This is a genomic window from Pseudokineococcus sp. 1T1Z-3 (assembly GCF_037482365.1).
GTDB lineage: Bacteria > Actinomycetota > Actinomycetes > Actinomycetales > Quadrisphaeraceae > Pseudokineococcus.
Genome location: NZ_JBBHZF010000018.1, coordinates 94336 through 120673 on the forward strand (window position 1 = coordinate 94336; position 26338 = coordinate 120673).

The following is a 26338-nucleotide window of genomic DNA, read 5'->3' on the forward strand; positions in this document are numbered from 1 at the left end:
CTCGTGGTGGGCCTCCGGCACCGGCCTCACCGGGGCCCACCGGCGGCGGCGAGCAGCCCGCGGGCGCCGCGGACGGCACGCCCCACACGCTCGGCGGCCGCGGCCCGCACCTCCGGCGACAGCGGCCCGGCCAGGCCGCGCCCCCGGGCCAGGTCCTCGACGGCGCCCCGGCTGGTCCAGCGCGGTGCCAGCCCCAGGTCGGCCCGCATGCGGGCGAGGTCCACGACCCGCCCCGAGCGCAGCACCCGGGCCGCGTCCGACCACGGCGGGTCCACCGCACGACCCGACAGGGCCCGGGCGGTCACCGCCAGCGCGGCGGCGGGCACGGGCAGCACCGGCCGCCCGCAGAGGGCCGCCGCCTGCTGCAGCGTCACGACGCCCTCGCCGGCCACGTTGACCACACCGGTGACGTCACCGAGGGCGGCCAGGCGCAGCGCCTCGACGGCGTCGTCGGCGTGCAGCACCTGCAGGCGGGGGTCGTGCCCCCACAGGCACGGCACGGCGGGGACCTCCAGCCAGTCCCCGAGCGGCGTCCGCAGCCCTGGCCCCACGACGTCGGCGAGGCGCAGCACCGCGCTCGCCTGGTCCGGGCGCCGGCGGCCGGCGGCGCGCAGGGCCGCCTCGACCTCGCTGGCGCGCCGCTCCGCACCGCCCGAGGGAGGCGCCAGCTCGGCGTCCTCGCCGCGGACCGACGGTGCGCGCGGGCTCGCGCCGTAGACCCCCGTCGAGGAGGCCAGCACCAGGCGCCGCACACCCCTCGCGCGCTGCGCGGCCGCCACCACGTGCAGCCCGACGGGCGGTCCGCCCCCGCGGCCGCCCCGGGCGCCGGGCAGCAGGGTGACGTCCACCACGACCGCGGCGTCCTCGGCGTCCAGCAGCCGGGGCAGCGCCGGGCCCCGCAGGTCGACGCGGGCCCAGCGCGCGCCGCCCAGGTCCTCGGCGGGCAGCCGGACGTCGACGGCGACGACCCGCGCGGGCGCGAGCGGGCTGGCGGACGCGTCGCCCCGGGCGACCTGCGCCAGGTCCGTCGCCAGCCGGCGGGCGAGCGCGGCCCCGAGGGGGGAGGCCGCCCCGACGACGACGACGGCGCCACCGCCCGGCCCGCCAGCCGCGACGGCTCGGGCCTGGTCGGGGCGGGGGTAGGGGTGGGGCGAGCGGCCGTGAGGGTGGGGGCCACGGGTCGGGCGGCCGGCGTCACCCGCCACGGCGGCCCGCCCGGACGCACGACGCCCGCCCCCGGCGTGCGGGAGCGGGCGTCGTGCTGGAACCTGCCGGCCGGGCGCTGGGCGCACCGCCGACGTGGTGGGCGGGGACGGGGCCGGTGGGAGGGGCGCCGACGCACGGCACGTCCACCCCTCGACCCCGCCGGCTCACTTCTTGTTGCGGCGCTGGTGGCGCGTCCTGCGCAGCAGCTTGCGGTGCTTCTTCTTCGCCATCCGCTTGCGACGCTTCTTGATGACCGAACCCATGGGCCTGCCTGTCGTCTCGGGGGCGACCGGGTCGGCGCCGACGGGTGCCGGCGGACGCGGTCTCTCGTCCACGGGCCAGCCTACCGGTGGCTCCCGGCGCCGACGACGCGCTCGCGGGGCGGTCGCTCAGGCGGTGCCGGCGCGCCGCTGGGGCGCCGGCGCGGTGCGGGAGGCGGCGAGGAAGGCGGCCGCCGCCGCCGTCGGCACGCGGTAGGAGCGGCCGACCCGGACGGCCGGCAGCTCGCCCCGCTCGATGAGCCGGTAGACGGTCATGCGGGAGACGCGCAGCTCCTCGGCCACCTCGGCGACCGTCATGAGCGGGCCGTCCGTCAGCCCCCCGCCGCTCCCGCGACCGTCCTCGCCTCGCCCGTCGGTCGGCACACCGGCCCCCTCGTCTGGTCTGGCCGCGGGTCGCCGCCGGCCTGCACGTCCTGGTCGCCCGACCCTAGGGGACGGGCGGCCCCCGGCGGTGCCGGTCCGGGGCGGACCACCGGGGCAGATCACCGGGACGGCCCCCTCGCCGGCGCCCGGGCCGCTCAGTCCAGCCAGGGGTCGAGCCCTCGCGCGGGGAAGAGGGCCGTCCGGGTGGCGAGGACGGCCCGGTCGACGGCGTCCTCGGGGTCGTAGCCGCTGCTCCAGGGCCTGAACCGGGGCCAGCGCCCGTCGTCGCCGGCGCCGGCGTCCCCGAGCAGGAGCGGCGGCTCGCGGCGCAGGCTCGTGCGGACGTGCTCGCGCCACGCCCGCGGCGTCGGCGTCGAGGGCCGCAGGGGTGCGTGCGCGGCGATGGCGACGACGTGGCTCCACGTGCGCGGCACCACGTCGACGACGGCGTACCCGCCCCCGCCCGTCGCGAGCCACCGCCCGTCGCAGACCTCGTGGCCCAGCTCGTGCAGGGCGTCGGCGGCCGCGCGCTGGGCGTCGACGGACACCGACAGGTCCGCGAGCGGGTCCAGCAGGTGGGTGTCGCAGCCGTGCTGGGTGACGAGCACGTCGGGGGCGAAGTCGCGTACGAGCGGCATCGCGACGGCGTGCAGCGCCCGCAGCCACGCCGCGTCCCCGGTGCCGCGCGGCAGCGCCACGTTGGCCGCCGTGCCCTCCGCCGCCGGGCCGCCCGTCTCCTCGGGGAACCCGGTGCCCGGGAAGATGGTCCGGCCGCTCTGGTGGAGGGAGACGGTGAGGACGCGCGGGTCGTCGTAGAAGGCCGCCTGCACGCCGTCGCCGTGGTGGACGTCGACGTCGACGTAGGCCACGCGCCGCGCGCCGAGGGCCAGGAGCCTCGCGATGGCCGCGGCCACGTCGTTGTAGACGCAGAACCCGCTCGCCCGGCCCGCCATCGCGTGGTGCAGGCCACCCGTGAAGTTGACGGCGTGGGCGACGTCGCCGCGCCAGATCGCCTCGGCGCAGTCGACGCTCGCCCGCAGGACGCGGGCGCCCGCCTCGTGCATGCCGGCGAAGGCGGGGTCGTCCTCGGTGCCGAGCCCCCGCTCGACGTCGACCCGCCGCGGGTCGGCCGAGACGCGGCGGACCGCCTCGACGTACTCGGGCAGGTGGACGGTGTGCAGCAGCGCGTCGTCGGCGACGTCGGCGCCGCGCACCTCGACGCCCGGCCGGGAGAGGAGCCCCAGGGCGTCGAGCAGGCGCGCGGTGAGGTCCAGGCGCACCGGGTTCATGGGGTGGTCCGGCCCGAAGTCGTACGCCGTGAAGGCGCGGTCCCACACGACCCGGGTGCTGCTCCGCATGGCTCGACGCTAGCGTTCCGCCTCAGCATCCGCGGGCGCCCGAGGGTCCGGGCGCGCTGCCGGCCGGCCGTCGCCCTGCCCCCGGCTGGAGCCCGACCCGGCCGGAGGGAGCACGGTGGACCTCGAGACGCCGCCGTCGACCCGGCCGCGGGTGCGTGGCGGCTTCGCCGGTTTCGTGCGCCGCTCGCCCGCGCGCCTGGCGATCCTCGCCTTCGTCGCCGTCATCGCCGTCTTCGCGGTGCTCCTGAGCCTGCCGGCGGCGACGGCCACCGGGGAGCGGGCACCGCTGGCCGACGCCGTCTTCACGGCCGTCTCCGCCGTGTGCGTCACCGGCCTCGTCGTCGTCGACACCGCCGAGTACTGGTCGGACTTCGGCGAGGCCGTGATCATCACGGGGATCTGGGTGGGCGGCTTCGGCGTCCTGGTGCTCGCGAGCCTGCTGGGCCTGGTGGTCTCCCGGCGCCTGGGGCTGTCACAGCGCCTGCTCGCGCAGAACGAGACGAAGGCGCTGCGGCTCGGCGACGTGGGCGTGCTCATCCGCACGGTGCTCGTCGCCTCCGTGGCCGTGCAGGGCACGCTCGCGGCGGTGCTCCTCCCCCGCTTCCTCACGGGCGGCGAGCCGTTCTGGGACGCGCTGTGGCACGCGGTCTTCTACGGCATCTCCTCGTTCAACAACGCCGGCTTCATCTCCCACGCGGGAGGGCTCCCGCAGCTGACGGACGGCCCGGTCGCCGGGGACTGGTGGCTCTCGCTGCCGATCGCCGTCGGCGTGGTCGTGGGCAGCCTCGGGTTCCCGGTGCTGCTCGTCTTGCGCGAGCGCTGGCGCCGGCCGCGGCGCTGGGGGCTGCACACCCAGATGACGGTGGCCGCGAGCGCCGTGCTGCTGCTCGCGGGCGCCGTGGTCATCGGCGCCCTCGAGTGGTCCAACGACGCGACCTTCGGCGCGCTGACCTGGCCGGACAAGCTGCTCGCGGCCTTCTTCGCCTCGGCCATGCCGCGCTCGGGCGGCTTCACGACCGTCGACATCTCCGAGATGTACTCCTCCACGTGGGTGGTCACGGACGCGCTCATGTTCGTGGGGGGCGGCAGCGCCTCCACGGCCGGCGGCATCCGCGTCACGACGCTCGCGGTGCTCGTGCTCGCCGTCGTCGCGGAGGCGCGGGGCAACCGCGACGCCGAGATCTTCGAGCGGCGGGTGCCCCAGGGCACGCTGCGGCTGGCGGTCGCCGTCGGCCTCGTCGGCTCCACGGCCGTGCTGCTCGGCACGGTCGTCATGCTGGCCGTCACCGACGACTCCCTCGACGTCGTCCTGTTCGAGGTGATCTCGGCCTTCGCGACGGTCGGGCTGTCCATCGGCGGCACCGCCGACCTGCCCGACGCCGGCAAGTGGGTGCTGTCGACGCTCATGGTCGTCGGGCGGACGGGCACGATGACCCTCGCGGCCGCGCTCGCGCTGCGCGAGAGCTCCCGCATGTACCGGCTCCCGGAGGAGAGGCCCATCGTTGGCTGACAGGAACCACGACGACGCCGTGCTCGTCATCGGCCTCGGCCGTTTCGGCAGCGCTCTCGCCTCGGCCCTGGACCGCATGGGGCACGACGTCCTCGCCGTCGAGCGCGACCCCGAGCTCGTCCAGGAGTGGTCGGGCCGGCTCACGCACGTCGTCGAGGCGGACGCGACGAACGGCGACGCCCTCGCCCAGCTCGGCGCCCAGGACTTCAGCGTCGCGGTCGTCGGCATCGGCACGTCGCTGGAGGCGAGCGTGCTGACGACGTCGACGCTCGTCGACCTCGGCGTGGGCCAGATCTGGGCGAAGGCCATCACGCCCTCGCACGGGCGGATCCTCACCCGGCTCGGCGCCCACCACGTCGTCTACCCCGAGGCCGACGCCGGCGAGCGGGTGGCCCACCTCGTGGGCGGCAAGCTGCTGGACTACATCGAGTTCGACGACGGCTTCGCCATGGTCAAGATGCGACCGCCGCGGGAGACGCAGGGCTTCACGCTCGCCCAGTCCAAGGTCCGCGAGAAGTACGGGGTCACCGTGATGGGCGTGAAGTCGCCCGGCGAGGACTTCCACTACGCGACGCCCGAGACCCGGGTGCGTGACCGCGACCTGCTCATCGTCTCGGGCCGCACGAGCCTCATCGAGAAGTTCGCGGGCCGGCCGTGAGCGCCGACGAGCGTCCCGGGGCAGGCCCCGAAGCAGGCAAGGGGGCAGGCAAGGGGGAAAGCAGGGACCCCGCGACCGAGCGCGAGCTCGGGTACGTGGCCATGCGCCTGCACGTGCTGGAGGCGCTGCTGGTCGCCGTCGAGCGACGGGCCGAGCTGGTGGACCTCGTCGCCGCGGCGGACGACGTCGCCTCGGCGGCCGCCGCCCTGGAGGGCTGGGGGCTCGACGACGCCCAGGCCCGCGCCGTGCTGGACCTGCAGGTGCGCCGTCTCGCCGGCCGTGAGCGCCAGCGCCTGGTCTCCGAGCGCACGCGCCTCCTGGCGCGGCGGGAGGAGCTGGGCGGCTGAGCGAGCCAGGTCGGCAGGGTCCCCGGCGTCACCCGGAGCCCGCGCAGCCGTCCTCGCCGCCCGGGCCGTGCACCACGCACCCCGGACGCCGACCGGGCAGCCCCAGCCGCGGCAGCCTCAGGCCCGGACCGGCGTCAGGGCTTGCCCCAGTCCTTCTCGACGACCTGCAGCCTGTCCCAGGGGAAGCCCTTCATGACGGCGTAGCCCGGCCGGCCGGCCAGGATGCCGTACCAGGGGTCGGAGCCCGTCCGGGCCTTCGTGGGTGCGCCGCTCTCGGTCGTCACGGCGACGGCGCCCGAGCGGTCCACGACGACGAAGCCGTACCGCTGCGAGGCCTTGGCGACGGCGGCGGCGACGGGGTGCAGCCTCAGCGCGTCGACGTCGACCGACGGGTCCAGGCGCAGCCGGGTGCCCATGGGGATGGCCGCGGACCGCGTGTCCGACCCGTCGCTGCGCTGGGCGGGGTAGCTGATGGTGCTGCGGTGCCCGACGTGCGGGATGGCGAGGGCGATCGCGTGGTCGATGCGGCCGGCCTTGGCCTCCGCGATGCCGACGGCGCCGAGCGAGGTGGCGAGGCCGCTGGCGCTGGCACCCATCCCCGAGCCGAAGAAGCCGGCGCTCCTCGACACCTGGTCGATGCGGCCGCCCCAGCAGGCCGACCAGCCGCTGGCGGTCTTCTTCGCCCGCCAGAACTCCCACAGCTGGTCCGAGCTCGGCGAGTAGATCGTCAGCTGCCCGTCGCGCCCCACCGCGGGGACGGCGCCGGAGGGGATCGGGACCCGGGTGAAGTGCCCGCCCGGCCCGTACAGCTGCTTGGGGGTGTACCCCTTGCCCTGGCAGTCGTCGAAGCGGACGTCGACCCGCCTCTGCGACGCCCCGACGCGGTAGACGGCGGCGTTGTACTGCCAGACGTTGAAGGCGGCGACCCCGCCGTAGCGGGACGTCACCTGCTCGTGGAGGTTGGCCACCATCGCCCGGCTGCCGGGTGCCAGCGGCGCCGAGCGCACGTCGGCGGTCCACGCCGTCGTGCGCGGCAGGGACGACGTCGTCGAGGACGACGCGGCAGCGGCGTCGGGCCCAGAGGACGCGCCCGACGTGCCGGCCGACGCGCCGGCGGACGCGCCGGCCCCGGTGACGAGCAGCGCGCTCGTGAGGACGGCGGCGGCGAGGTGACGGCGAGGACGGCGGGGGCTGGGCATGAGGTGCTCCAGGGTCTCGGACGGGTGAGAAGTCGGTCCTACCACCCATATCGGGACATCTCGGCCGAACTGGAGTGGTTGGCTCCGCCTATCGCCCACCGAGCCGGCAGGACGTCGCTCGGCGTCGACGTCCCACTTTCGTGTCGGTCGGGGTCACCCTCCGTAGGTGGCCAGCGTCGGCTCGTCAGGGACCGAGGTGCGGTACGTCAGCGCCGTCGGTGAGGACGTCGGGTGGCTGCTTGGTGCAGTGGGCGGTGCGGCAGGCTCCGGGCGTGCGCCCTGGTCGTCTGGCGGTCCCTGCCGCCAACGTGCGCGTGCGCTTCGACGAGGCGGCGCACGAGCTCGGGTCGGTGCTCGACGCCGAGCAGCGCCCGGCCGCTGACCGCCTCGCCGTCCTCGGCGCCCAGGTGACCACCGCGCGCACGAGCTCGGCACCGTGGGCCACGTGGCGCCGCTCCCGACGGCCGACAGGGATCTACCTGCACGGCCCCGTCGGGCGGGGCAAGACCTGGCTCGTCGACGTCCTGGTCGACCAGCTGCCCGACGACACGACGCAGCGGCTGCACGCGCACGAGGCCGCCCGGGGCATCGGCGGTCTCAGCACCACCGGAGGATGGCAGGGCGCTCGACGAGATGGCCGGAAGGGAACGAGACGCGCGGGGACGGTTGGCACCTGCAGCACGGTCGTCCAGCGGCACCGGCCCCAGCAGCGGTCCATGTCCGAGGACGGTCGACGACCGGGACGATGGGCTGATGGACGAGTCGAAGTGCAGGCACTTCAGCCTGAGCAACCCGATCGACGACGGCGCCACCGACCTCCCTCGCCTCCTCCGGCGCATCGCCGACCACATGGAGCACGAGGGCATCGGGCCGATGGAGGTGATGGACCTCACCGTCTCCGAGGAGATGACCGAGCACGGTCCCTGGTGGAGCGCCACGGTCTACTGGGCGCCCGGCGAGCCAGCCGAGGAGGGCCACGGCACCTGAGCGCCGGTGCGACCAACAGGCGCATGGGGCAGAGGCCCGACGTCCCGGCAGCAGCCGATCGGTCGTGCCGCTGACGATCGCTGTCTGGTCACGTTTCGCCGCGGGTCCACTGTCACCGGCTCGTGCATCGGTGGCCCCTTCGCCGCCGTGACGGACGCCTCGCCTTGAGACCGGGGCGGGGCCCGGCCGAGGATCGCGACAAGATCCTGAGACGCCGGCGCTGACACAGCCGTGAGACGTCGCAGGTCAGCCCACGGCGCCTCCGACAGCTGCAGCGAGCTCCTACACGGCTGCCCACGACCGCTGCGGCAGGCGGCTGCCTCTCCTCCCCACGCCACCGGGCCTCACCGGGACGGAGGAGGCCGGACGGGTGGCGCTCGCGTCCGCGCCGCGGTCCGGCTGCGGTGAGCGGCCCCGCCGGCCGACACAGCACACCGAGGGTGGCGCCGGAGCCCGCCCACGGGGGCCGAGCCGCTGGAGGACGAGACAGACGATGGGCCGACCTCGCACGACCGCGGCGCCGCCCGCCGCACGCCCTCGGCACCGCCTGGCCACCCGTGCGGCCGTCGGCCCGACGCTCGTCGCCGGGCTGCTCCTGACGCCGGGCCTCGCCGCGCCGGCGGGGGCCGACGACGCCCGGGACGACCGTGCCGAGGTGGCGGTGGTGGCGCTGAGCGGACAGGTGGTCCGGCTCGTCGCCGAGCCCCCGCGGCCCGCGTCGGGCGCACCGGGCGAGGACGGGCACGCCCATCACGACGACACCCCGGGGCAGCCGCACGCCTCCTCCCCGCACGTGGCCGACTCCTGGGGCCTGCAGCTGCCCGACGGCGACCTCGTCGGCGTCGACGGGCTGGCGGGCTCGGGCGCGGGCGTCGGCGAGCGCGTGCGCCTGACCGTCGACGTCCCCGCCGAGGTGACGGCAGCGGTGGTCGACGTCGTCGGCGAGCGCCGCCTGGACGCCGCCCGGCAGCGCCCGGCGAGCCAGGGCTCAGCGCTCGGCGAGGCCGTGCTGGCCGCCGCCGCGCAGGAGGCCGTGGCGCTGCCGGTGACGCCGGGGTCGGTCGAGGTGACCGCGGCGGCACCGGAGCCGCTGGCCGCCGCGGCCACCCCGCCCGCGCGGCCGGTGACGGTCGCCGTCGTCCGCACCGGCGAGGGCTCGGAGCGGGCACCCACCGACGCAGAGGTGGCCGCCATGGTCGCGCGGACGTCGGACTACTGGTCGGACCAGAGCGCCGGCCAGGTCACCTTCCGCCTCGCGGGCCCGCCGGTGCGCTACAGCACGGGCATCCGCTGCACGTGGGGCTGGGACATCTTCACGGAGGCCAAGCGGCGCACCGGGTGGGGCGGCGGCCAGCGCGAGCACCTCGTGCTCGTGCTGGTCGACGAGGCCGGGCAGGGCTGCAGCTACGGCCTCGGCAGCGTCGGCTGGGGCCTGGACGCGGGCGGTGTCTCCTACCTCGCCAACGCCGGCGACCTCTCGCTGAGCGCCCACGAGATCGGGCACAACCTCTCCTTCGAGCACGCGAACGCCGTGGAGTGCACCTCCGGCGCACGCCAGGACTTCGCCGGCGACCTCCCGCAGAGCCCCTGCAGCGCACGGGAGTACGGGGACACCCTCGACATCATGGCCGGCGCGAACCAGCACACGGGCGCCCTGTCGGCCATGGTCCGGGCCCGTGTCGGCTTCCTCACGCCGCAGGAGCGGGGTGACGTGCGAGAGGTGGGCACCTCGGTGGTCGAGCTGGCCCCGCTGGCCGGCCCGCCCGCCACCGGGCTGAAGGACGTGTCGGTCACCGACCCGCGCACGGGCGTGGTCTACCGGCTGGAGAACCGCCAGGCGGTGGGCCGGGACAAGGGCCGCCTCGACATGTTCCGGGCCGCCTCCGGCCTGCGGGTGCTGCGGGCGCAGAAGGGCACCCGGGCCAGCCTGGCGCTCGACGCGACCCCGACCGCCCGCACGGGCAGCCCCGACACCGACCGGGCGCTGCGGCACGGCCAGGTCTGGCGCAGCGCCAGCGGCGGCGTCGAGGTCCGCACCGTCGCCCTGCCCGGCGGCGTCGTCCAGGCCCGCGTGAGCTTGGCGCCCTCCGGGCAGGAGCACGGGGCGCTCACGACGACGACGACGCTCGCCGAGCCGTCGGCCCTGGCCCAGGGCCGCAGCGCGACCGTCACGGGCAGCGTCGCCAGCGCGCCCGGCGCGGTCCGGCCGCAGGGGACGGTGACGCTCCGGCTCGCCGGCGCCACCACCTCCGCGGCCGTGGGCGCCGACGGCACGTTTACCGCTGGGCTCGTGCCCGCCGCCGGCGGCCCGCAGGTGCTCTCGGCCGACTTCGTGCCCGCTGACGCCGCCCGGTGGACGCCCTCAGCAGCCAGCCGGCAGGTGGACGTGGCCTCCGGGACCACCGCGCTCGCCGTCGCGGTGGGCACCGCCGCGGGGGGCGCGCCGGACGCCGCCACCGCCGCGGTGCTCGACGTCCGCCTCGACCCCGCGGCGCCTGACGGCACCGTGACGGTCACCGGCACGGACGGCGTCCTCGCCGAGGTCGGCGTCCGCGAGGGCCGGGCCCAGGCGGTGCTGCCGCTCCTGCCGGCCGGCTCGCACGACCTGCTCGTCGCCTACGACGGCGGCGCCGCGGCCTCGCCGGGCTCGGCGTCGCTGCGCCTGGACGTCGCGCCCGCCGCCCCGCTGTGCCGTGCGCAGGTCGCGTCGCGGGCGAGCGCCCTCGAGGACCTCGGGCGAGGCACGAGGAGGCTGCTGGTGGCTGGGTTCCCGGCAGTGGGGCTCCCGGCGGTGGGGCTGCCCGCGGCTGGGCCTGCCCCGGTCGGCCTGCCCACGACGGCTGTCGCTCGCTAGGCGCCCAGCTCGCGGGCGCGCGCCTGGGCGGCCTCCACGGCGGCCAGGACGGCGGCGCGCACGCCGCGCTCGTCGAGCTGGCGCAGCCCGGCCGCCGTCGTGCCGCCCGGGGAGGTGACCCGCTCGCGCAGCAGTGAGGGGTGCTCGCCGCTCTCGCGGACCAGGGCGGCCGTCCCGGCGAGGGTCCCGGTCGCCAGCTGGGCCGAGACCGTCCGCGGCAGGCCCGCGTGCACCCCGGCCTCCACCAGCGCCTCGAGCACGAGCAGCACGTAGGCGGGGCCGGAGCCGGAGACGGCGGTGGCGGCGTCCTGCTGGGACTCGGGGACGACGACGACGTCCCCCGTGCCGGCGAGCAGGCGGCGCACGAGGTCCAGGTGCTCCTGCCCCGCCCCCGGCCCGGCCGAGACGGCGCTGACGCCCGCACCCACGAGCGCCGGCGTGTTGGGCATGACGCGCACGACGGCGACGCCGGCCGGGAGCGGCTGCGCGAGAGCGGCGCTCGTCACCCCCGCCGCGACCGACACGACGAGGGCCCCGGGGCGCACGTGCACGGCGACGTCGTCGAGCAGGCCCGCCAGCTGCTGCGGCTTGACCCCGACGACGAGCACGTCCCGGGTGGCGGCCTCGGCCAGCGGCACCGCGCGCACGCCGTGCCGCTCGGCCAGCTCACGGGCCCGCTCCTCGCGGCGGACGACGACGACGACGTCCTCCGGCGACCAGCCCGAGCGCAGGACGCCGGCGAGCACCGCCTCGCCCATCGTCCCGACGCCGAGCACGGCGACCGACGGGCGCTCGCCGTGCTCGTACGCCTGCTCGCCGCTCATGCCCCGGACCCTAGGGGCGCGCAGCGGTGGCGAGGTGCGCGCAGTCCTGCCGACGTGACGCGACGGCGGCGCACCCACCCGGCACCTCGTCGTCGAGGTGCCGCGGACGGGGGCCCGGGGCGGAGGAGAGTCGTCGACGTGCCGGGAGGCGGGGCAGGGGGGCTCAGGCCTGGCCGAGGTGGCGCCGGGCGAAGGCGAGGGTGTCGGCGAGGTCCTTCTCGCGGGCACCGGGAGCCTTGGCCCGGCGGGTGTTGATCTCGGCGACGACGTGGCCGGTGAAGCCGCCCGCGGCCAGGTCGGCGAGCAGCTCGGCGACCGGCTGGCGGCCGCGCCCGGGCACGAGGTGCTCGTCCTTGGCCGACCCGTTGCCGTCGGTCAGGTGGACGTGGCGCAGCCGGCCCGCCAGCCGCCTCGCGAGGTCGCGGGAGTCGCTGCCCGACGTCGCGGCGTGCGAGACGTCCAGGGTCACGTCGTCGTAGTCCTCGTCGACGACGTCCCAGCCAGGCGAGTAGGCGAGGACCTCACGGCCGCCGGCGCGCCAGGGGAACATGTTCTCCACGGCCACCGTCGTGCCCGTGCGCGCGACGACCTCCTTGACCCCCGCGACGAAGCCGGCGGCGTACTCCCGCTGCCACCGGAACGGCGGGTGCGCGACGACGACGTCGGCCCCGAGGTCCTGGGCCAGCTCGACCGACTTCTCCAGCTTGGTCCACGGGTCGCCCCAGACCCGCTGCGTCAGCAAGAGCGTCGGGGCGTGCACGGAGAGCACGGGGACGCCGTAGTGCGCCGACAGACGCCGCAGGGCCACCGGGTCGCGGCTGACCGGGTCCGTCCAGACCATGACCTCCACGCCGTCGTACCCGAGGCGGGCGGCCGCCTCGAAGGCGTCCGAGCACGAGCCGGGGTAGACCGAGCTGGTGGAGAGGGTGACGGCGGGCACGGGGCGTCGTGCGTCCCCGGGCTCGCTCACGGCGCCACCCTAGGCCCCGGGCCGGCGTGCCCCCGCGGGCGGGGCTCACCGGCCCAGCAGCGGGGCGAGCGCGTCGAGCCGGCGCAGGATGACGCCCTCCCGCAGGGCCCACGGGCTGAGCGAGAGGCGCTCGACGTCGAGGGCGCGCATCGCCTCCAGGGCGACGACGGAGCCGGCGACCACCTGGCCGGCGCGCGCCTGCGAGACGCCGGCGAGCCGTCGGCGCCCCGCCGGCCCGAGGGAGGCGAGACGGGGCACGAGCTCCTCCAGCGCCTCGCGCGTCAGCTCCCGCGGCACGTGCATGCCCTCCCGTGCCGGGGCCGCCCCCGTCAGGCGCCCGAGGGTGCGGAAGGTCTTGCTGGACCCGACGGCGAGGTCCGGCGGTCCGCCCTCGTGCAGGCGGGCGGTGGAGGCGGCGAGCACCGCGCGCGCGTGCTCGCGCAGGCCGGCCACGTCCCGCGGGCGGGTGACGCCGCCGGCCAGGTGCGAGCGGGTCGTGCGGCCCGCGCCCAGCGGCACGCTGAGGGCGACGTCGGCGTCCTCGTCGCGCCCGACGGCCATCTCCAGCGACCCGCCGCCGATGTCGAGCACGAGCATCCGACCCGCCGACCAGCCGAACCAGCGCCGCACGGCGAAGAAGGTCAGCCGGGCCTCGGCGCCCCCGGAGAGCACCTCGAGGGCCACCCCGGTCTCGGCCCGCACCCGCTCCAGGACGTCGGCGCCGCGCGTGGCCTCGCGCAGGGCGCTCGTCGCGAAGCCGCTGAGCTCCTCGACGCCCTCGGCGGTGGCCACGGCCCGCGCGGACGCGACGGCGTCGAGCAGGTCGGCGACGCCCTCCTCCTGCAGCGCGCCGTCGGCGTCGAGGCGCTCGGCCAGGCGGAGCACCCGCTTGTGCGACGCCGTCGGCACCGGGGTCGCGCCGGGGGAGGCGTCGACGACGAGCAGGTGGACCGTCGTCGAGCCGACGTCGAGGACCCCGAGGCGCATGGTGGCGGACGCTAGCGGCGTGCTCAGCCGGCGCTGTCGGACCCTCCCCCTACCGTCGCGCGCATGGCCTCGAAGAGCTCCGCCGCACCCCGCCAGCCCCGCCCGGCCTACCGCTGCGCCGAGTGCGGCTGGACCACCGCCAAGTGGGTCGGCCGGTGCGGGGAGTGCCAGGCCTGGGGCGCCGTCGAGGAGGTCGCCACCCCCTCCGGGCCGCGCACGGCGCCAGCCCGGGCGGTGCGCCGCGACGCCCAGCCCATCGCCGAGGTCGACGCGCACGAGGCCGCCGCGACGCCGACGGGCGTCGACGAGCTCGACCGGGTGCTCGGCGGCGGCGTGGTCCCCGGCGCCGTCGTCCTGCTGGCGGGCGAGCCGGGGGTGGGCAAGTCGACGCTGCTGCTGGAGGTCGCGGCCCGGACGGCGACGACGGCCCGGACGGTGCTGTACGTCACGGGCGAGGAGACGGCGGCGCAGGTGCGGCTGCGCGCCGAGCGGATCGGGGCGCTGCGCCCGCGCCTGTACCTGGCCGCCGAGAACGACCTCGCCGCGGTCCTGGCGCACGTCGAGAAGGTCGCCCCCGACCTGCTCGTCGTCGACTCGGTGCAGACGCTCGCCTCGGCCGCGGTCGAGGGCACGGCCGGCGGCGTCACGCAGGTGCGCGAGGTGGCGGCCTCGCTCATCGCGGCCGCCAAGGAGCGCGGCATGGCCACGGTGCTCGTCGGGCACGTCACCAAGGACGGGTCGGTCGCCGGGCCGCGCGTCCTGGAGCACCTCGTCGACGTCGTCGCCACCTTCGAGGGCGACCGGCACTCCCGGCTGCGGATGGTCCGGGCCGTGAAGAACCGCTACGGCCCGACCGACGAGGTCGGCTGCTTCGACCTGTCCGAGGGCGGCATCACCGGCCTGCTCGACCCCAGCGAGCTCTTCCTCTCCCGCACCTCCTCCCCCGTGCCCGGCACGTGCGCGACGGTGGCGCTGGAGGGGCGACGCCCGCTGGTCGTCGAGGTGCAGGCGCTGGCCGTGCCCGCCGCGGGCGGCACGCCCAAGGTGCGCTCCAGCGGCCTGGACGCCAGCCGGGTCGCCATGGCCGTCGCCGTGCTGCAGGCGCGGGCCGGGCTGATGCGGGCACCGATGGACGTCTTCACCTCGACCGTGGGCGGTGTCCGCACCACCGAGCCGGGCGTCGACCTCGCCGTCGCGGTGGCCCTGGCCGGCGCCTGCTTCGACGCCGCGCTGCCGGCCGGCACCGTGGCCGTCGGCGAGGTGGGCCTCTCCGGCGACATCCGCGCCGTCCCCGGCATGGAGCGCCGCCTCGTCGAGGCCTCGCGGCTCGGGATGGCGACGGCGCTGGTGCCGCGCGGCTCCCTGGGTCTGCACGGTCCAGGCGCCGACCCCGGCTCGGCGGGCGGGCGCCGGGAGTCGCCTCCGTGGGGGGCCCTGCGCGTCGTCGAGGTGGACGACGTGCGCTCCTGCGTGCTGCACCTCTTCGCCGCGGGCGAGGGCAGGGAGCGCGGCGCCGCGCCGCCGCGCGAGCCCTGACCGGACGTGCAGGCGGCGAGGGGGCGGACCGGCCGCAGGTCACGTCTCGGCGACGACGCGGTGGTCGGCCTCGCGCCGCCCCCGGGCGCCGATAGCGTTCGCCGTGGCCGGGGCACCGCACGGCCTCGACCGCCCGCCCCGCCCGCACCACCAGATCTGCCTGCACCGGCCGACGGCCGCACGCACGAGGGAGCCGATGGCCGCCGACCGATCGCCCGAGGACCTCCTGCTCGCGACCCTGGCCGCCGTCGCCCCGGGCACCGAGCTGCGCGACGGGCTCGAGCGCATCCTGCGAGGGCGAACGGGCGCCCTCGTCGTCCTGGGCCACGGCCGCGACGTCGAGAAGATCTGCAGCGGTGGCTTCTCCCTCGACGTCGACTTCTCCGCCACCCGGTTGCGCGAGCTGGCCAAGATGGACGGGGCCATCGTCCTGGACGCCGGGGTCACCAAGATCCTGCGCGCCGCCGTCCAGCTGGTCCCCGACCCGACGATCGAGACCTCGGAGTCGGGGACGCGGCACCGGACGGCCGAGCGGGTCGCCAAGCAGACCTCGATGCCGGTCATCTCGGTGAGCGCGTCGATGCGCATCGTCGCGCTCTACGTCGCCGACCGCCGGTTCGTGCTGGAGGGGTCGGCGGCCATCCTGGGTCGCGCCGAGCAGGCCCTCGCCACGCTGGAGCGGTACAAGTCCCGCCTCGACGAGGTCGCCGGCACCCTGTCGGCCCTGGAGATCGAGGACCTCGTCACGGTCCGCGACGTCGCCGCCGTCGTCCAGCGGCAGGAGATGGTGCGGCGGATCAGCGAGGAGATCGCCGGCTACGTCGTCGAGCTGGGCACCGACGGGCGGCTGCTGTCGCTGCAGCTGGAGGAGCTGATCGGCGGCATCGGCCCCGACCAGGAGCTCGTCCTGCGCGACTACACCGACCCCGAGCGCGTCGGCCCCTCCGTGTCCACGGTCCTCGCCGACCTCGGCCGGCTGGAGTCCACCGAGCTCGTCGACCTGGCGCAGGTGGCCCGGGCCCTGGCCCTGACCGCCGGCGGCGAGACCCTCGACAGCGCCGTCAGCCCGCGCGGCTTCCGGCTGCTCAGCAACGTGCCCCGGCTGCCCGGTGCCGTCGTCGAGCGCCTCGTCGCCCACTTCGACGGGCTGCAGCAGCTGCTGGCCGCCGGCATCGACGACCTCATGGCCGTCGACGGCGTCGGCGAGCAGAGAGCGCGGGCCGTGCGCGAGGGCCTCTCCCGGCTGGCCGAGTCGAGCATCCTCGAGCGGTACGTCTGAGCCCCGCACCGACCGCGAGGGCACTGGGCGCGAGCCGGGACGCCCCTGGGCGCCCGCAGGTCCCCGAGGACGTCGCCGGCCTGCACGCAGGCGTCCTGGCCTGGTACGACGAGCACGCCCGCGACCTGCCGTGGCGCGCGGACGACGCCAGCGCCTGGGGCGTCCTCGTCAGCGAGGTGATGCTCCAGCAGACGCCGGTCGCACGGGTGCTGCCCGTGTGGCACCGCTGGCTCGCGCGGTGGCCGGCGCCGGCGGACCTGGCCGCCGCCCCGGCCGGCGAGGCCGTGCGCGCGTGGGAACGGCTCGGGTACCCGCGGCGCGCCCTGCGCCTGCACGCCGCGGCGACCGCCCTCGTCGAGCGCCACGACGGCGAGGTGCCCGCCGACCTGGAGGCGCTGCGGGCGCTGCCGGGCGTGGGCGCCTACACCGCGGCCGCCGTCGCGTCCTTCGCCTTCGGCCAGCGGCACGCCGTCGTCGACACGAACGTCCGGCGCGTCCAGGCCCGACTCGTCACCGGCGTCGCCCAGCCGGCGCCCGCGCTCACCGCCGCCGAGAGCGCGCTGGCGCATGCCCTTCTGCCCGGGCCCGGCGCCGCCGGCGACGCCCGGGCCGCGCGCTGGGGCGTCGCCGTCATGGAGCTCGGCGCGCTCGTGTGCACGGCCCGTTCCCCGCGCTGCGGGGCGTGCCCCGTGGCGGCCCGCTGCGCGTGGCTGCTCGCCGGCGCACCGGCGCACGAGGGCCCCGCGCGCCGGGCGCAGCGGTGGGAGGGCACCGACCGGCAGGTGCGCGGGCGGCTGCTGGCGCTGCTGCGCGAGGCCGACGGCGCCCTCGGCGCGGCCGACCTCGCCGCGGCCTGGCCAGAGGAGGTCCAGCGGGAGCGCTGCCTGTCGTCCTTGCTCGACGACGGCCTCGTCGTCCCCGCGCCCGGGGACGCCTACGCGCTGCCGGGCTGAGGGGCACCTGCTCCTGGCGGCGCCGGGGCGAGCCCGTACCGGGCGACGTCGTCCGCCCGTGCCGCGTCGTCGAGGTAGTGGATCATCCGCGCGTTGCCGAGGGTGTTCGGCTTGACGCGGGCCAGGTCGAGGAACTCCGCCACGCCGTCGTCGTGGGAGCGCAGCAGCTCGGCGAAGACCTCCGGCTCGACCGGCGTGCCGTCGATCTCCTCGAAGCCGTGCGCCGCGAAGAAGGCCGTCTCGAAGGTGAGGCAGAAGACGCGGACGACGCCGATGTCCCGCGCCCGCCGCAGCAGCTCCTCCAGCAGCAGGCTCCCGACGCCCCGGCCGCGGGCCTCGCGGGCGACGGCGAGGGTCCGCACCTCGGCGAGGTCCTCCCAGAAGACGTGCAGCGCGCCGCAGCCCAGCAGCTGGCCGTCCGACTCCGCGACGACGAGCTCCTGCAGGCCCTCGTAGTAGGTGACGGCCTCCTTGGCCACGAGCACCCGCTCGGCCGCCAGCGGCGCCGTCAACGCCCGGACGGCGCGCACGTCGTGCGTGCGGGCGGGGCGCACGACGACGGGGGCGTCCGTCACCGGGAGCAGGTCGGGGTCAGGAGCCATGCCCAGGACCGTAACCGGGGAGCGCGAAGGCCCCGCCCCTCCCGGAGGAGAGACGGGGCCTTCGGACGGGACGTCGGGCCGGGCCCGACGGCCGCCGGTCAGTCGGTGGCGGCGGCCTCGACGACCGGGGCGTCCGGCACCTCGCCCTTCGGCGTCCCGGCGAAGGTCAGCTTCTCGGCCGGCCCCTCGCCCTCGGTGTCGACGAGGATGATCTCGCCCGAGGCGATCTCCCCGTAGAGGATCTTCTCGGACAGGACGTCCTCGATGTCGCGCTGGATCGTCCGGCGCAGCGGCCGAGCGCCCAGCACCGGGTCGTACCCCCGGGTCGCGAGCAGGGCCTTGGCCGCGGGCGTGAGCTCGATGGCCATGTCCTGGTCGCGCAGCCGGCTGTCCAGCCTCGCGAGCATGAGGTCGACGATCTGGATGATCTCGTCCTGCGTGAGCTGGGGGAAGACCACCGTGTCGTCGACGCGGTTGAGGAACTCGGGGCGGAAGTGCTGCTTCAGCTCCTCCCCCACCTTGCGCTTCATCCGGTCGTAGTCGGTCGACAGGTCCCCGCCCGCCTGGAAGCCCATCTGCAGGCCCTTGGCGATGTCCCGGGTGCCCAGGTTCGTCGTCATGATGATCACGGTGTTCTTGAAGTCCACCGTGCGGCCCTGGGAGTCGGTGAGGCGCCCGTCCTCGAGGATCTGCAGGAGCGAGTTGAAGATGTCGGCGTGGGCCTTCTCCACCTCGTCGAAGAGCACCACGGAGAAGGGACGGCGACGCACCTTCTCGGTGAGCTGGCCACCCTCCTCGTAGCCGACGTAGCCGGGGGGCGAGCCGAACAGCCGCGAGACGGTGTGCTTCTCGGAGAACTCGCTCATGTCGAGCTGGATGAGCGCGTCCTCGTCGCCGAAGAGGAACTCGGCGAGGGCCTTGGCGAGCTCGGTCTTCCCGACGCCCGTGGGCCCGGCGAAGATGAAGGAGCCGCCGGGGCGCTTGGGGTCCTTCAGCCCGGCGCGGGTGCGCCGGATCGCCATCGAGAGCGCCTTGATGGCGTCCTCCTGGCCGATGACCCGCTTGTGGAGCTCGGCCTCCATGTTGAGCAGGCGGCTGGACTCCTCCTCCGTCAGCTTGACGATGGGGATCCCGGTGGCGATCGCCAGCACCTCGGCGACGAGCTCCTCGTCCACCTCGGCGACGACGTCCATGTCCCCGGCCTTCCACTGCTTCTCGCGCTCGGCGCGCGAGGCCAGCAGCTTCTTCTCGTCGTCGCGCAGCGACGCGGCCTTCTCGAAGTCCTGCGCGTCGATCGCGGACTCCTTCTCCCGGCGGACGCCGGCGATCTTCTCGTCGAAGTCGCGCAGGTCCGGCGGCGCCGTCATCCGGCGGATGCGCAGGCGCGCCCCCGCCTCGTCGATGAGGTCGATGGCCTTGTCCGGCAGGAAGCGGTCGTTGACGTAGCGGTCGGCGAGGTTGGCGGCCGCCACCAGCGCGCCGTCCGTGATGGAGACACGGTGGTGCGCCTCGTAGCGGTCCCGCAGGCCCTTGAGGATCTCGATGGCCTGCGCGAGCGTCGGCTCGGCCACCTGGATCGGCTGGAAGCGGCGCTCGAGCGCCGAGTCCTTCTCGATGTGCTTGCGGTACTCGTCGAGCGTCGTCGCGCCGATCGTCTGCAGCTCCCCGCGCGCCAGCATCGGCTTGAGGATGCTGGCGGCGTCGATCGCGCCCTCGGCCGCACCCGCCCCGACGAGGGTGTGGATCTCGTCGATGAACAGGACGATGTCGCCGCGCGTGCGGATCTCCTTGAGGACCTTCTTGAGCCGCTCCTCGAAGTCACCGCGGTAGCGGCTGCCGGCCACGAGCGCGCCGAGGTCGAGGGTGTACAGCTGCTTGTCCTTGAGGGTCTCGGGCACCTCGCCCTTGTGGACCGCCTGGGCCAGGCCCTCGACGACGGCGGTCTTGCCGACGCCGGGCTCGCCGATGAGGACGGGGTTGTTCTTCGTGCGGCGCGAGAGCACCTGCATGACGCGCTCGATCTCGGTGGCGCGGCCGATGACCGGGTCGAGCTTGCCCTCACGGGCGGCCTGGGTGAGGTTGCGCCCGAACTGGTCGAGCACCAGCGAGCCGGACGGCGTGCCCTCGGCCGGGCCACCGGCGGCCGCGGGCTCCTTGCCCTGGTAGCCCGAGAGCAGCTGCAGCACCTGCTGGCGGACGCGGTTGAGGTCGGCGCCCAGCTTCACGAGCACCTGGGCGGCGACGCCCTCGCCCTCGCGGATGAGCCCGAGCAGGATGTGCTCGGTGCCGATGTAGTTGTGGCCCAGCTGCAGCGCCTCGCGCAGGCTCAGCTCGAGCACCTTCTTGGCGCGGGGGGTGAAGGGGATGTGGCCCGACGGCGCCTGCTGGCCCTGGCCGATGATCTCCTGGACCTGCTCGCGGACGGAGTCCAGCGAGATGCCCAGGGACTCCAGCGCCTTGGCGGCGACGCCCTCGCCCTCGTGGATCAGCCCGAGCAGGATGTGCTCGGTGCCGATGTAGTTGTGGTTGAGCATCCTGGCCTCTTCTTGGGCCAGGACGACGACTCGACGAGCTCGGTCGGTGAACCTCTCGAACATGAAGTGCTCCTCGCGAACGATCTCAGCGAGCGGAGGCCGGTCCCCCTTGCTGCGTCGTTCGATGCTAGCCCGGCAGGTGCGCGGGCGGTCAGCCCGTGGAGCCACCGCTGGCGCGCCCTGCCGGTCGACCTGACCAACGACCCCGCAGGTCACGGCTGTTCCGGCAGGGCGTTCGCCGTCGGCGTAGGTGCCGGGCGGGAGGACGTGCCGCGGGCCTCACCCGTTCGGAGCAGCGAGGGCGAGGCGGCCCGCCCCGGCTCAGCGTCGGGCGAGGCGGCGCCCTCCGCCGTCCCGGGCCTCCTGGCCGTAGTGGGCGAAGACCGCCGGCTCGTCGTCGACGAGCAGCTCGCCGTCGGTGTCGATCGACGGCGCCTCCTTCACCTGGGACTTGGAGAAGGCGACCTTGACGTAGTCGGGGCCGACCGTCGCTCCCTCGAAGGGGACGAAGACGAGCTTCTTGGCACCGAGCAGGCCGCCGAGGGTCACGGTCCCGTAGGCGGGCTGGTCGGTGGCGGTGTCGACGTAGACCGCCTCCAGCTCGCCGATCTTGTCCCCGGACTGGTCGACGACCTTGTAGCCCCGGTACTCGCGGATGTCGGTGGCCTCGAACATGACGTCCTCCGTGGTCCTGCCGGTCGGTCCCGGCCGCGGGTGCCCCTCCGGGGGTCCGGCGGGGTGGCGTCGCGGCCTCGGCGCCGCGTCGCGCGCCAGCCTAGGAGCGCGGCGACGGCGCCGCCCGCCGCTAGCCTCCCCGGGTGCATCCCAGCGGCGAGCAGCACGTCCTCCGGCACGGGTCCTCCGAGGCGGTCGTCACGCAGGTGGGGGCGAGCCTGCGCTCCTTCACCGACGCCGGGCGCGACCTCGTCGTCGGCTTCGGCGCGGACGAGGTCAGGCCGGTCTACCGCGGCGCGGTCCTCGCGCCCTGGCCCAACCGGGTGGTGGACGGCGCCTGGTCCCTGGACGACGTGGGGTCGGCCTCGGGCACCGAGCACCAGCTCGCCCTCACCGAGCCGGCCCGCGGGCACGCCCTCCACGGCCTGCTGACCTGGGCTCCCTTCGACCTCGTCGAGGCCAGGTCGAGCGAGGCCGGGTCGAGCATCCGGCTCACGGCCCGCGTGTGGCCGCAGGCCGGCTACCCCTTCTGCGTCGACGTCGTCGTCGGCTACGCGCTGTCCGACGCCGGCCTCACGACCACCATCACGGGGACCGGCGTCGGCGCGGACCCGGCGCCGTGGGGCTGCTCGGCGCACCCCTACCTCACGGCGGGCACCGGCCGGGTCGACGACTGGGAGGCCTTCGGCAGCGCGGACGCCTACGTCGAGGCGCTCGGCGAGCGCCTGCTGCCCGGGCAGGTGCTTCCCGTCGACGGCACCGACCTCGACCTGCGCGGCGGACGGCTCCTGGCCGGCGTCGAGCTCGACCACGCGCTCACCGACGTCACGGCCGACGCCGACGGGCTGGCGCGCTGCGGCGTCGTCGGGCCCGACGGCCTGGGCGCCGAGGTGGTCTGGGACCCGGCGGTGCTGCCGTGGGTGCAGGTGCACACGGCGGACCGGCCGGAGCCCGAGCTCGACCGCGTCGGCCTGGCCGTCGAGCCGATGACGTGCCCGCCGGACGCCTTCAGCACCGGCGAGGGCGTCGTCCGGCTCGCACGGGGCAAGAGCGCCTCGGCGTCCTTCACCATCCGGCCGCTGCGGGGCTGACCGCAGGCCCCCGCCGGCGCCGCGCCCGCGGGGCTCGGCGCCCCCGGTGACGACCGCCTCGGCGCCCCACCGGCCAGGACCGGCCTCGGCTCGACACCGTTCCCTACAGTGCGGCAGGCGCGACACCGCCGTCAGCCCGACCACCTGTGGAGGCTCCCGTGGAGACCGTCGAAACCGCCCTCAGCGCAGGACAGCTCCTCGGCATCGCCGCGGGCGCCGTCGCCCTGCTCCTGCTGCTCATCATCCGCTTCAAGCTGCACGCGTTCGTGGCGCTGGTCCTCGTGAGCCTGCTGACCGCCGTCGCCACCCGCATCCCGCCCGCCGACCTCGTCGACACGTTGACGTCCGGCTTCGGCAGCACGCTGGCCAGCGTCGCCCTGCTCGTCGGCTTCGGGGTGATGATCGGGCGCCTGCTCGAGGTCACCGGCGGCGCCCAGGTGCTCGCCGACACGCTCGTGGGCCGCTTCGGCGAGAAGCGGGCGCCCTTCGCCCTCGGCATCGCCTCGCTGCTGTTCGGCTTCCCGATCTTCTTCGACGCCGGCTTCGTGGTCTTCCTGCCGATCATCTTGTCGGTGGCCCGCCGTTTCGGCGGCTCGACCCTGACCTACGCACTGCCCTCGGCGGGCGCCTTCGCGATCATGCACGCCTTCGTGCCGCCGCACCCGGGACCCGTGGCGGCGGCGGACCTGCTCGACGCCAACGTCGGCCTGCTCGTGATCGTCGGCGTCGTCGTCGCGCTGCCCACCTGGTACCTCGCGACCTACCTGTTCGGGCAGTACGCCGGACGCCGCCACGACGTGCCGCTGCCCGCCACGTGGGGCGGCGGGACGATGGAGGACCGCACCGACGGCACCGACGCGCCGGCGCCGCCCTTCGGGCTCGTCCTCACCCTGCTCCTGCTGCCGCTGCTTCTGATCTTCCTCAACACGGGCATCAGCGCGGTCGCCACCGCCACCGACCTCGACGGCGAGGCCACGTGGGTGAGCTGGCTGCAGGTCGTCGGGAGCACGCCGGTCGCCCTGCTGATCACCGTGCTCGTGGCGATGGCCGCCCTCAGCCGTGGCCGCTTCTCCGCCGGCGAGGTCGAGAAGCTGGTCAACGACTCGCTCGGCCCGATCTGCGCCGTCGTCCTCATCACCGGCGCCGGCGGCATGTTCGGCGGGGTCCTGCGCGCGAGCGGCATCGGCGACGCGCTCGCCGGCAGCCTCGAGGCGATCGGCCTGCCCGTCGTCGTGGCGGCCTTCCTCGTCTCGCTCATCCTGCGGGTGGCGCAGGGCTCGGCCACCGTGGCCCTCACGACGACGGCTGGCCTCATCGCCCCCACCGTCGCGGCCTCCGACCTCAGCGAGCTCGGCGTCTGCCTCGTCGTCATCGCCATCGCCTGCGGCGCCACCGCGCTCTCCCACGTCAACGACTCCGGCTTCTGGCTCGTCGGCCGGTTCCTCGGGATGGACGTGCCGATGACGCTGCGCACCTGGACCGTCATGGAGACGCTCATCGGGGTCGTGGGCTTCTCGATCGTCCTCGTCCTCAGCCTCGTGGTCTGACGGCGCCCACGTCCGGGCCTCCGGACGTCCGGGGACCCGGGGTCACGACGCAGCAGAGCCCCGCGGCGGTCGCCGCGGGGCTCTGTGCTGCTCGTGCCGTCAGGCGATCAGCCGTTGGCGGCCTTGTAGGCCTCCAGGACCTTGCCGGAGATGCGGCCGCGCTCGCTGACCGTGTGGCCGTTCTGCCGGGCCCACTCGCGCACGGCCCCCGAGTCGAGGCCGCTGCCCGAGGGGCGCGAGGCGGCCGGACGGGCGGTGCGGCGAGCACCGCCGGCGCGGCTGCTCCCGGCGGACTTGCGGGCGTGCCCGACCCACGGGGCGAGGGCGTCGCGCAGCTGGGCCGCCCGCTCGCTCGTCAGGTCGATCTCGTAGCCGACGCCGTCGAGGGAGAAGGTGACGGTCTCGTCGGCCTCCCCGCCCTCGACGTCGTCGATGAGGATGGTCTTGGTCTCCTGTGCCATTGCGGCATCTCCTTGTCGTGCAGCTGTTGTGGTGCCTTCGCCGTCGCCCGTGGTCTTCACCGGCCGTGGTGCCGTCGCCCATGCGCCTCGGCGATGGTGGCGGGAAAAGCCGGTCGCGGCTTCTGGCCTCAAGAGGTCGGCGGGCAGAGATGTTCCCACCGTGATTGCCGCGAGTCAAAACTCGCGTCATTCTCGGGCGAGCCCGCGGCGGCCCGGCGCCCGACCTGGCCGAAGGTGTCGCCAGGAATCAGGAGGAAGGGTGCTCGTCGCCGGAGGAGGTCGTCGGCGCAGGGCTGCCCTGGTCGTCCCGGCGCTCGGCGGCGTCCAGCCGTGCCAGGGCCGCGCGCTCGTTGCGGTCCGCCGCGACCATCTTCCGGACGACGTACACGAACAGCGCGCAGACGCCGATCGAGGGCAGCAACGCCGCGGCCACGGGCCAGATCTCCACGGCACCAGGGTAAGACGGACGCCCCGGTGCGTCCGCACAGGCGCAGGGCCCGGCTCAGCGCTCCGGCCGCACCAGCGGGAACAGGACGGTCTCCCGGATGCCGAGGCCGGTGAGGGCCATGAGAAGTCGGTCGATGCCCAGGCCGATACCGCCGGTCGGCGGCATCCCCGTCTCCATCGCCGCGAGGAAGTCCTCGTCGAGGGCCATGGCCTCCAGGTCGCCCCCGGCGGCGAGCCGGGCCTGCTCGGCGAGACGCTCGCGCTGCACGACCGGGTCGACGAGCTCGGAGTACCCGGTCGCCAGCTCGAAGCCCCGCACGTAGAGGTCCCACTTCTCGACGACCCCCGGCTGCGAGCGATGGGCGCGCACGAGGGGGGAGGTCTCGACCGGGAAGTCACGCACGAAGGTCGGGCCCGTGAGCGTGGGGGCGACGCAGTGCTCCCACAGGTGCTCGACGAGGGCGCCGTGACGCCGGTCAGCAGCCTGCGGGCCGACCGGCATGGCGACCCGCTCGGCCAGCGCCAGCAGGTCCTCGACCGACGTGGCCGGGGTGACCTCCTGCCCGGCCCGCTCGGACAGGGAGCCGTACATCGGCAGGTGCGTCCACTCCCCCACGAGCTCGGCCGCCTCCGGCAGGAGGAGGTCGGGGGCCACCCGCGAGGTGGCGCGGTAGGCCGCCTGCACGAGGTCACGCGTGAGCTCGGCCATGACGTCGTAGTCCGCGTAGGCGAGGTAGGCCTCGAGCATCGCGAACTCCGGGCTGTGCGTGGAGTCCGCGCCCTCGTTGCGGAAGTTGCGGTTGATCTCGAAGACCCGCTCGAGCCCGCCGACGACGCACCGCTTGAGGTAGAGCTCGGGGGCGATGCGCAGGTAGAGCTCGAGGTCGAAGGCGTTGCTGCGGGTCGTGAAGGGCCGCGCGCTGGCGCCGCCGTGCAGCGTCTGGAGCATCGGCGTCTCGACCTCGAGCACGTCGCGGGCCGCCAGCTCGGCCCGCACGCCGGCGACGACGGCGGCACGGGTGCGGACGACGTCGGACGCACGCTGGCGGACGACGAGGTCGACGTGCCGGGCCCGCACCCGCGCCTCCTCGGAGAGCTCGGCGCCCTCGTACAGGTTGGGCAGCGGCCGCAGGGCCTTGGCGGCCAGCTGCCACGACGTCGCGAGCACGCTGAGCTCGCCCGTCCCGCTCGTGATGACGCGGCCGGTGACGCTGACGAGGTCGCCCAGGTCGACGTCGGTCTTCCACGCCGCGAGGGCGTCGGCGCCGACGCCCTCGGGGAGCCCGCGGTCGGGGCGCGCCTCCTGCGCGAGCATGACCTGGAGGCGGCGGGCGGTCATGCGGTCGCCGGCGACCTCGCCCTCCGGGGGCGCCAGGCCGCCGCCCTCCTGCAGGACGGCGAAGAACAGCTTGCCGCGGCCGCGGCGGAAGACGACGCGACCGGTGACCGAGACGACGTCGTCCGTCACGACCTGCTCGCCCAGGCCGGCGTGGCGGGCGCGGACCTCGGCGAGCGTGCTCGTGCGCGGGACGACGACGGGGTAGGGGTCGGCGCCGGCGTCGAGCAGGCGCACGCGCTTGTCGCGGCGGACCTGCTCCTGCTCGCTGATCCCGACGGGGGCCGGCTGCTCGGGCGTCGGGGCGTCTGTCGGGTGGTCCTGCACGGCGGG

General features: G+C 75.8%; 23 protein-coding genes and 2 pseudogenes. 11 read left to right on the plus strand and 14 right to left on the minus strand.

Annotated features, from left to right (window positions below; genetic code table 11):
* Positions 1-26 precede the first annotated feature (26 nt).
* From WDV86_RS05570 to WDV86_RS05585, 4 genes are all read right to left on the minus strand, one after another.
* Positions 27-1205, minus strand: coding sequence for an NAD-dependent epimerase/dehydratase family protein (locus WDV86_RS05570; RefSeq protein WP_339566605.1), 1179 nt, complete (start codon positions 1203-1205; stop codon positions 27-29).
* Positions 1206-1370: 165 nt separating this feature from the next.
* Positions 1371-1469, minus strand: coding sequence for a 30S ribosomal protein bS22 (locus WDV86_RS05575; RefSeq protein ID WP_012085056.1), 99 nt, complete (start codon positions 1467-1469; stop codon positions 1371-1373).
* Positions 1470-1595: 126 nt separating this feature from the next.
* Complete coding sequence (locus tag WDV86_RS05580) at positions 1596-1850, minus strand: helix-turn-helix domain-containing protein (protein ID WP_339566606.1); 255 nt, start codon at positions 1848-1850, stop codon at positions 1596-1598.
* Positions 1851-2005: 155 nt separating this feature from the next.
* Positions 2006-3208 (minus strand): acetoin utilization protein AcuC, encoded by a 1203-nt coding sequence (locus WDV86_RS05585; RefSeq protein WP_339566607.1) that lies wholly within the window; start codon positions 3206-3208, stop codon positions 2006-2008.
* Positions 3209-3323: 115 nt separating this feature from the next.
* On the opposite strand from WDV86_RS05585, the gene WDV86_RS05590 reads away from it, so the two are divergent.
* Genes WDV86_RS05590 through WDV86_RS05600 form a run of 3 tightly spaced genes read left to right on the plus strand, consistent with a single transcriptional unit; the run spans position 3324 to position 5723 of the window.
* Entirely contained in the window at positions 3324-4718 is a 1395-nt protein-coding gene (locus WDV86_RS05590) for a TrkH family potassium uptake protein (protein ID WP_339566608.1), read from the plus strand.
* Complete coding sequence (locus tag WDV86_RS05595; RefSeq protein WP_339566609.1) at positions 4711-5376, plus strand: potassium channel family protein; 666 nt, start codon at positions 4711-4713, stop codon at positions 5374-5376. The genes WDV86_RS05590 and WDV86_RS05595 overlap by 8 nt, the downstream gene beginning before the upstream one ends.
* A complete protein-coding gene (locus tag WDV86_RS05600; protein WP_339566610.1) occupies positions 5373-5723 on the plus strand; it encodes a hypothetical protein in 351 nt (116 codons plus the stop codon). The genes WDV86_RS05595 and WDV86_RS05600 overlap by 4 nt, the downstream gene beginning before the upstream one ends.
* Positions 5724-5857: 134 nt before the next feature.
* Here WDV86_RS05600 and WDV86_RS05605 read toward each other — a convergent pair whose 3' ends face one another.
* Entirely contained in the window at positions 5858-6922 is a 1065-nt protein-coding gene (locus tag WDV86_RS05605; RefSeq protein ID WP_339566611.1) for a hypothetical protein, read from the minus strand.
* 314 nt (positions 6923-7236) lie between these two features.
* Here WDV86_RS05605 and zapE point away from each other — a divergent pair.
* The 3 genes and pseudogenes from zapE to WDV86_RS05615 form a co-directional block, all read left to right on the plus strand.
* Positions 7237-7494: pseudogene (zapE, locus tag WDV86_RS16230) on the plus strand (AFG1/ZapE family ATPase); the annotation flags it as partial.
* 181 nt (positions 7495-7675) lie between these two features.
* Entirely contained in the window at positions 7676-7909 is a 234-nt protein-coding gene (locus WDV86_RS05610; protein WP_339566612.1) for a hypothetical protein, read from the plus strand.
* 493 nt (positions 7910-8402) lie between these two features.
* The gene (locus tag WDV86_RS05615; protein WP_339566613.1) at positions 8403-10763 is read left to right on the plus strand and encodes a hypothetical protein; all 2361 of its coding nucleotides are present in this window, start codon (positions 8403-8405) and stop codon (positions 10761-10763) included.
* Here WDV86_RS05615 and proC read toward each other — a convergent pair.
* The 3 genes from proC to WDV86_RS05630 all read right to left on the minus strand — a co-directional run bounded on the left by proC (position 10760) and on the right by WDV86_RS05630 (position 13544).
* Positions 10760-11587 (minus strand): pyrroline-5-carboxylate reductase, encoded by an 828-nt coding sequence (gene proC, locus WDV86_RS05620; protein ID WP_339566614.1) that lies wholly within the window; start codon positions 11585-11587, stop codon positions 10760-10762. The genes WDV86_RS05615 and proC overlap by 4 nt on opposite strands.
* 163 nt (positions 11588-11750) lie before the next feature.
* The gene (locus tag WDV86_RS05625; RefSeq protein ID WP_339566615.1) at positions 11751-12557 is read right to left on the minus strand and encodes a sugar phosphate isomerase/epimerase family protein; all 807 of its coding nucleotides are present in this window, start codon (positions 12555-12557) and stop codon (positions 11751-11753) included.
* 45 nt (positions 12558-12602) lie between these two features.
* Complete coding sequence (locus WDV86_RS05630) at positions 12603-13544, minus strand: Ppx/GppA phosphatase family protein (RefSeq protein ID WP_339566616.1); 942 nt, start codon at positions 13542-13544, stop codon at positions 12603-12605.
* 63 nt (positions 13545-13607) lie between these two features.
* On the opposite strand from WDV86_RS05630, the gene radA reads away from it, so the two are divergent.
* The 3 genes from radA (at position 13608) to WDV86_RS05645 (ending at position 17312) form a co-directional block, all read left to right on the plus strand.
* Entirely contained in the window at positions 13608-15080 is a 1473-nt protein-coding gene (radA, locus tag WDV86_RS05635) for a DNA repair protein RadA (protein WP_339566617.1), read from the plus strand.
* A 196-nt stretch (positions 15081-15276) separates the two neighbouring features.
* The gene (disA, locus tag WDV86_RS05640; RefSeq protein ID WP_339566618.1) at positions 15277-16359 is read left to right on the plus strand and encodes a DNA integrity scanning diadenylate cyclase DisA; all 1083 of its coding nucleotides are present in this window, start codon (positions 15277-15279) and stop codon (positions 16357-16359) included.
* A 23-nt stretch (positions 16360-16382) separates the two neighbouring features.
* The gene (locus tag WDV86_RS05645) at positions 16383-17312 is read left to right on the plus strand and encodes an A/G-specific adenine glycosylase (protein WP_445262958.1); all 930 of its coding nucleotides are present in this window, start codon (positions 16383-16385) and stop codon (positions 17310-17312) included.
* A gap of 71 nt (positions 17313-17383) precedes the next feature.
* On the opposite strand, the pseudogene WDV86_RS05650 reads toward WDV86_RS05645, so the two are convergent.
* The 3 genes and pseudogenes from WDV86_RS05650 to WDV86_RS05660 form a co-directional block, all read right to left on the minus strand.
* Positions 17384-17914, minus strand: a pseudogene (locus WDV86_RS05650) (amino-acid N-acetyltransferase); the annotation flags it as partial.
* 98 nt (positions 17915-18012) lie between these two features.
* Positions 18013-20511 carry an ATP-dependent Clp protease ATP-binding subunit gene (locus WDV86_RS05655; protein WP_339566621.1) on the minus strand — a complete coding sequence of 833 codons (2499 nt, stop codon included), beginning with the start codon at positions 20509-20511 and terminating at the stop codon, positions 18013-18015.
* A 258-nt stretch (positions 20512-20769) separates the two neighbouring features.
* Positions 20770-21123 carry a PRC-barrel domain-containing protein gene (locus WDV86_RS05660; RefSeq protein WP_339566622.1) on the minus strand — a complete coding sequence of 118 codons (354 nt, stop codon included), beginning with the start codon at positions 21121-21123 and terminating at the stop codon, positions 20770-20772.
* A gap of 143 nt (positions 21124-21266) precedes the next feature.
* Here WDV86_RS05660 and WDV86_RS05665 point away from each other — a divergent pair, with 143 nt between their 5' ends.
* Complete coding sequence (locus tag WDV86_RS05665) at positions 21267-22214, plus strand: aldose 1-epimerase family protein (RefSeq protein WP_339566623.1); 948 nt, start codon at positions 21267-21269, stop codon at positions 22212-22214.
* Between the two features lie 158 nt (positions 22215-22372).
* On the plus strand, positions 22373-23761 hold the full coding sequence (locus WDV86_RS05670) for a GntP family permease (protein WP_339566624.1): 1389 nt from the start codon (positions 22373-22375) through the stop codon (positions 23759-23761).
* Positions 23762-23868: 107 nt separating this feature from the next.
* Here WDV86_RS05670 and WDV86_RS05675 read toward each other — a convergent pair whose 3' ends face one another.
* The 3 genes from WDV86_RS05675 to WDV86_RS05685 all read right to left on the minus strand — a co-directional run bounded on the left by WDV86_RS05675 (position 23869) and on the right by WDV86_RS05685 (position 26332).
* Complete coding sequence (locus WDV86_RS05675) at positions 23869-24222, minus strand: histone-like nucleoid-structuring protein Lsr2 (RefSeq protein ID WP_339566625.1); 354 nt, start codon at positions 24220-24222, stop codon at positions 23869-23871.
* A gap of 247 nt (positions 24223-24469) precedes the next feature.
* Positions 24470-24670, minus strand: a complete 201-nt coding sequence (locus WDV86_RS05680; RefSeq protein ID WP_339566626.1) for a hypothetical protein — start codon at positions 24668-24670, stop codon at positions 24470-24472.
* A gap of 54 nt (positions 24671-24724) precedes the next feature.
* Entirely contained in the window at positions 24725-26332 is a 1608-nt protein-coding gene (locus WDV86_RS05685; protein ID WP_339566627.1) for a lysine--tRNA ligase, read from the minus strand.
* Between the last annotated feature and the right edge of the window lie 6 nt (positions 26333-26338).

Excerpts from the sequence above, each read along its gene's own strand:
- WDV86_RS05575 (WP_012085056.1), bottom strand. The coding sequence starts at position 1,469 with ATGGGTTCGGTCATCAAGAAGCGTCGCAAGCGGATGGCGAAGAAGAAG.
- WDV86_RS05585 (WP_339566607.1), bottom strand. The coding sequence starts at position 3,208 with ATGCGGAGCAGCACCCGGGTCGTGTGGGACCGCGCCTTCACGGCGTAC.
- WDV86_RS05605 (WP_339566611.1), bottom strand. The coding sequence starts at position 6,922 with ATGCCCAGCCCCCGCCGTCCTCGCCGTCACCTCGCCGCCGCCGTCCTC.
- WDV86_RS05610 (WP_339566612.1), top strand. The coding sequence starts at position 7,676 with ATGGACGAGTCGAAGTGCAGGCACTTCAGCCTGAGCAACCCGATCGAC.
- WDV86_RS05615 (WP_339566613.1), top strand. The coding sequence starts at position 8,403 with ATGGGCCGACCTCGCACGACCGCGGCGCCGCCCGCCGCACGCCCTCGG.
- proC (WP_339566614.1), bottom strand. The coding sequence starts at position 11,587 with ATGAGCGGCGAGCAGGCGTACGAGCACGGCGAGCGCCCGTCGGTCGCC.
- WDV86_RS05630 (WP_339566616.1), bottom strand. The coding sequence starts at position 13,544 with ATGCGCCTCGGGGTCCTCGACGTCGGCTCGACGACGGTCCACCTGCTC.
- radA (WP_339566617.1), top strand. The coding sequence starts at position 13,608 with ATGGCCTCGAAGAGCTCCGCCGCACCCCGCCAGCCCCGCCCGGCCTAC.
- disA (WP_339566618.1), top strand. The coding sequence starts at position 15,277 with ATGGCCGCCGACCGATCGCCCGAGGACCTCCTGCTCGCGACCCTGGCC.
- WDV86_RS05655 (WP_339566621.1), bottom strand. The coding sequence starts at position 20,511 with ATGTTCGAGAGGTTCACCGACCGAGCTCGTCGAGTCGTCGTCCTGGCC.
- WDV86_RS05660 (WP_339566622.1), bottom strand. The coding sequence starts at position 21,123 with ATGTTCGAGGCCACCGACATCCGCGAGTACCGGGGCTACAAGGTCGTC.
- WDV86_RS05675 (WP_339566625.1), bottom strand. The coding sequence starts at position 24,222 with ATGGCACAGGAGACCAAGACCATCCTCATCGACGACGTCGAGGGCGGG.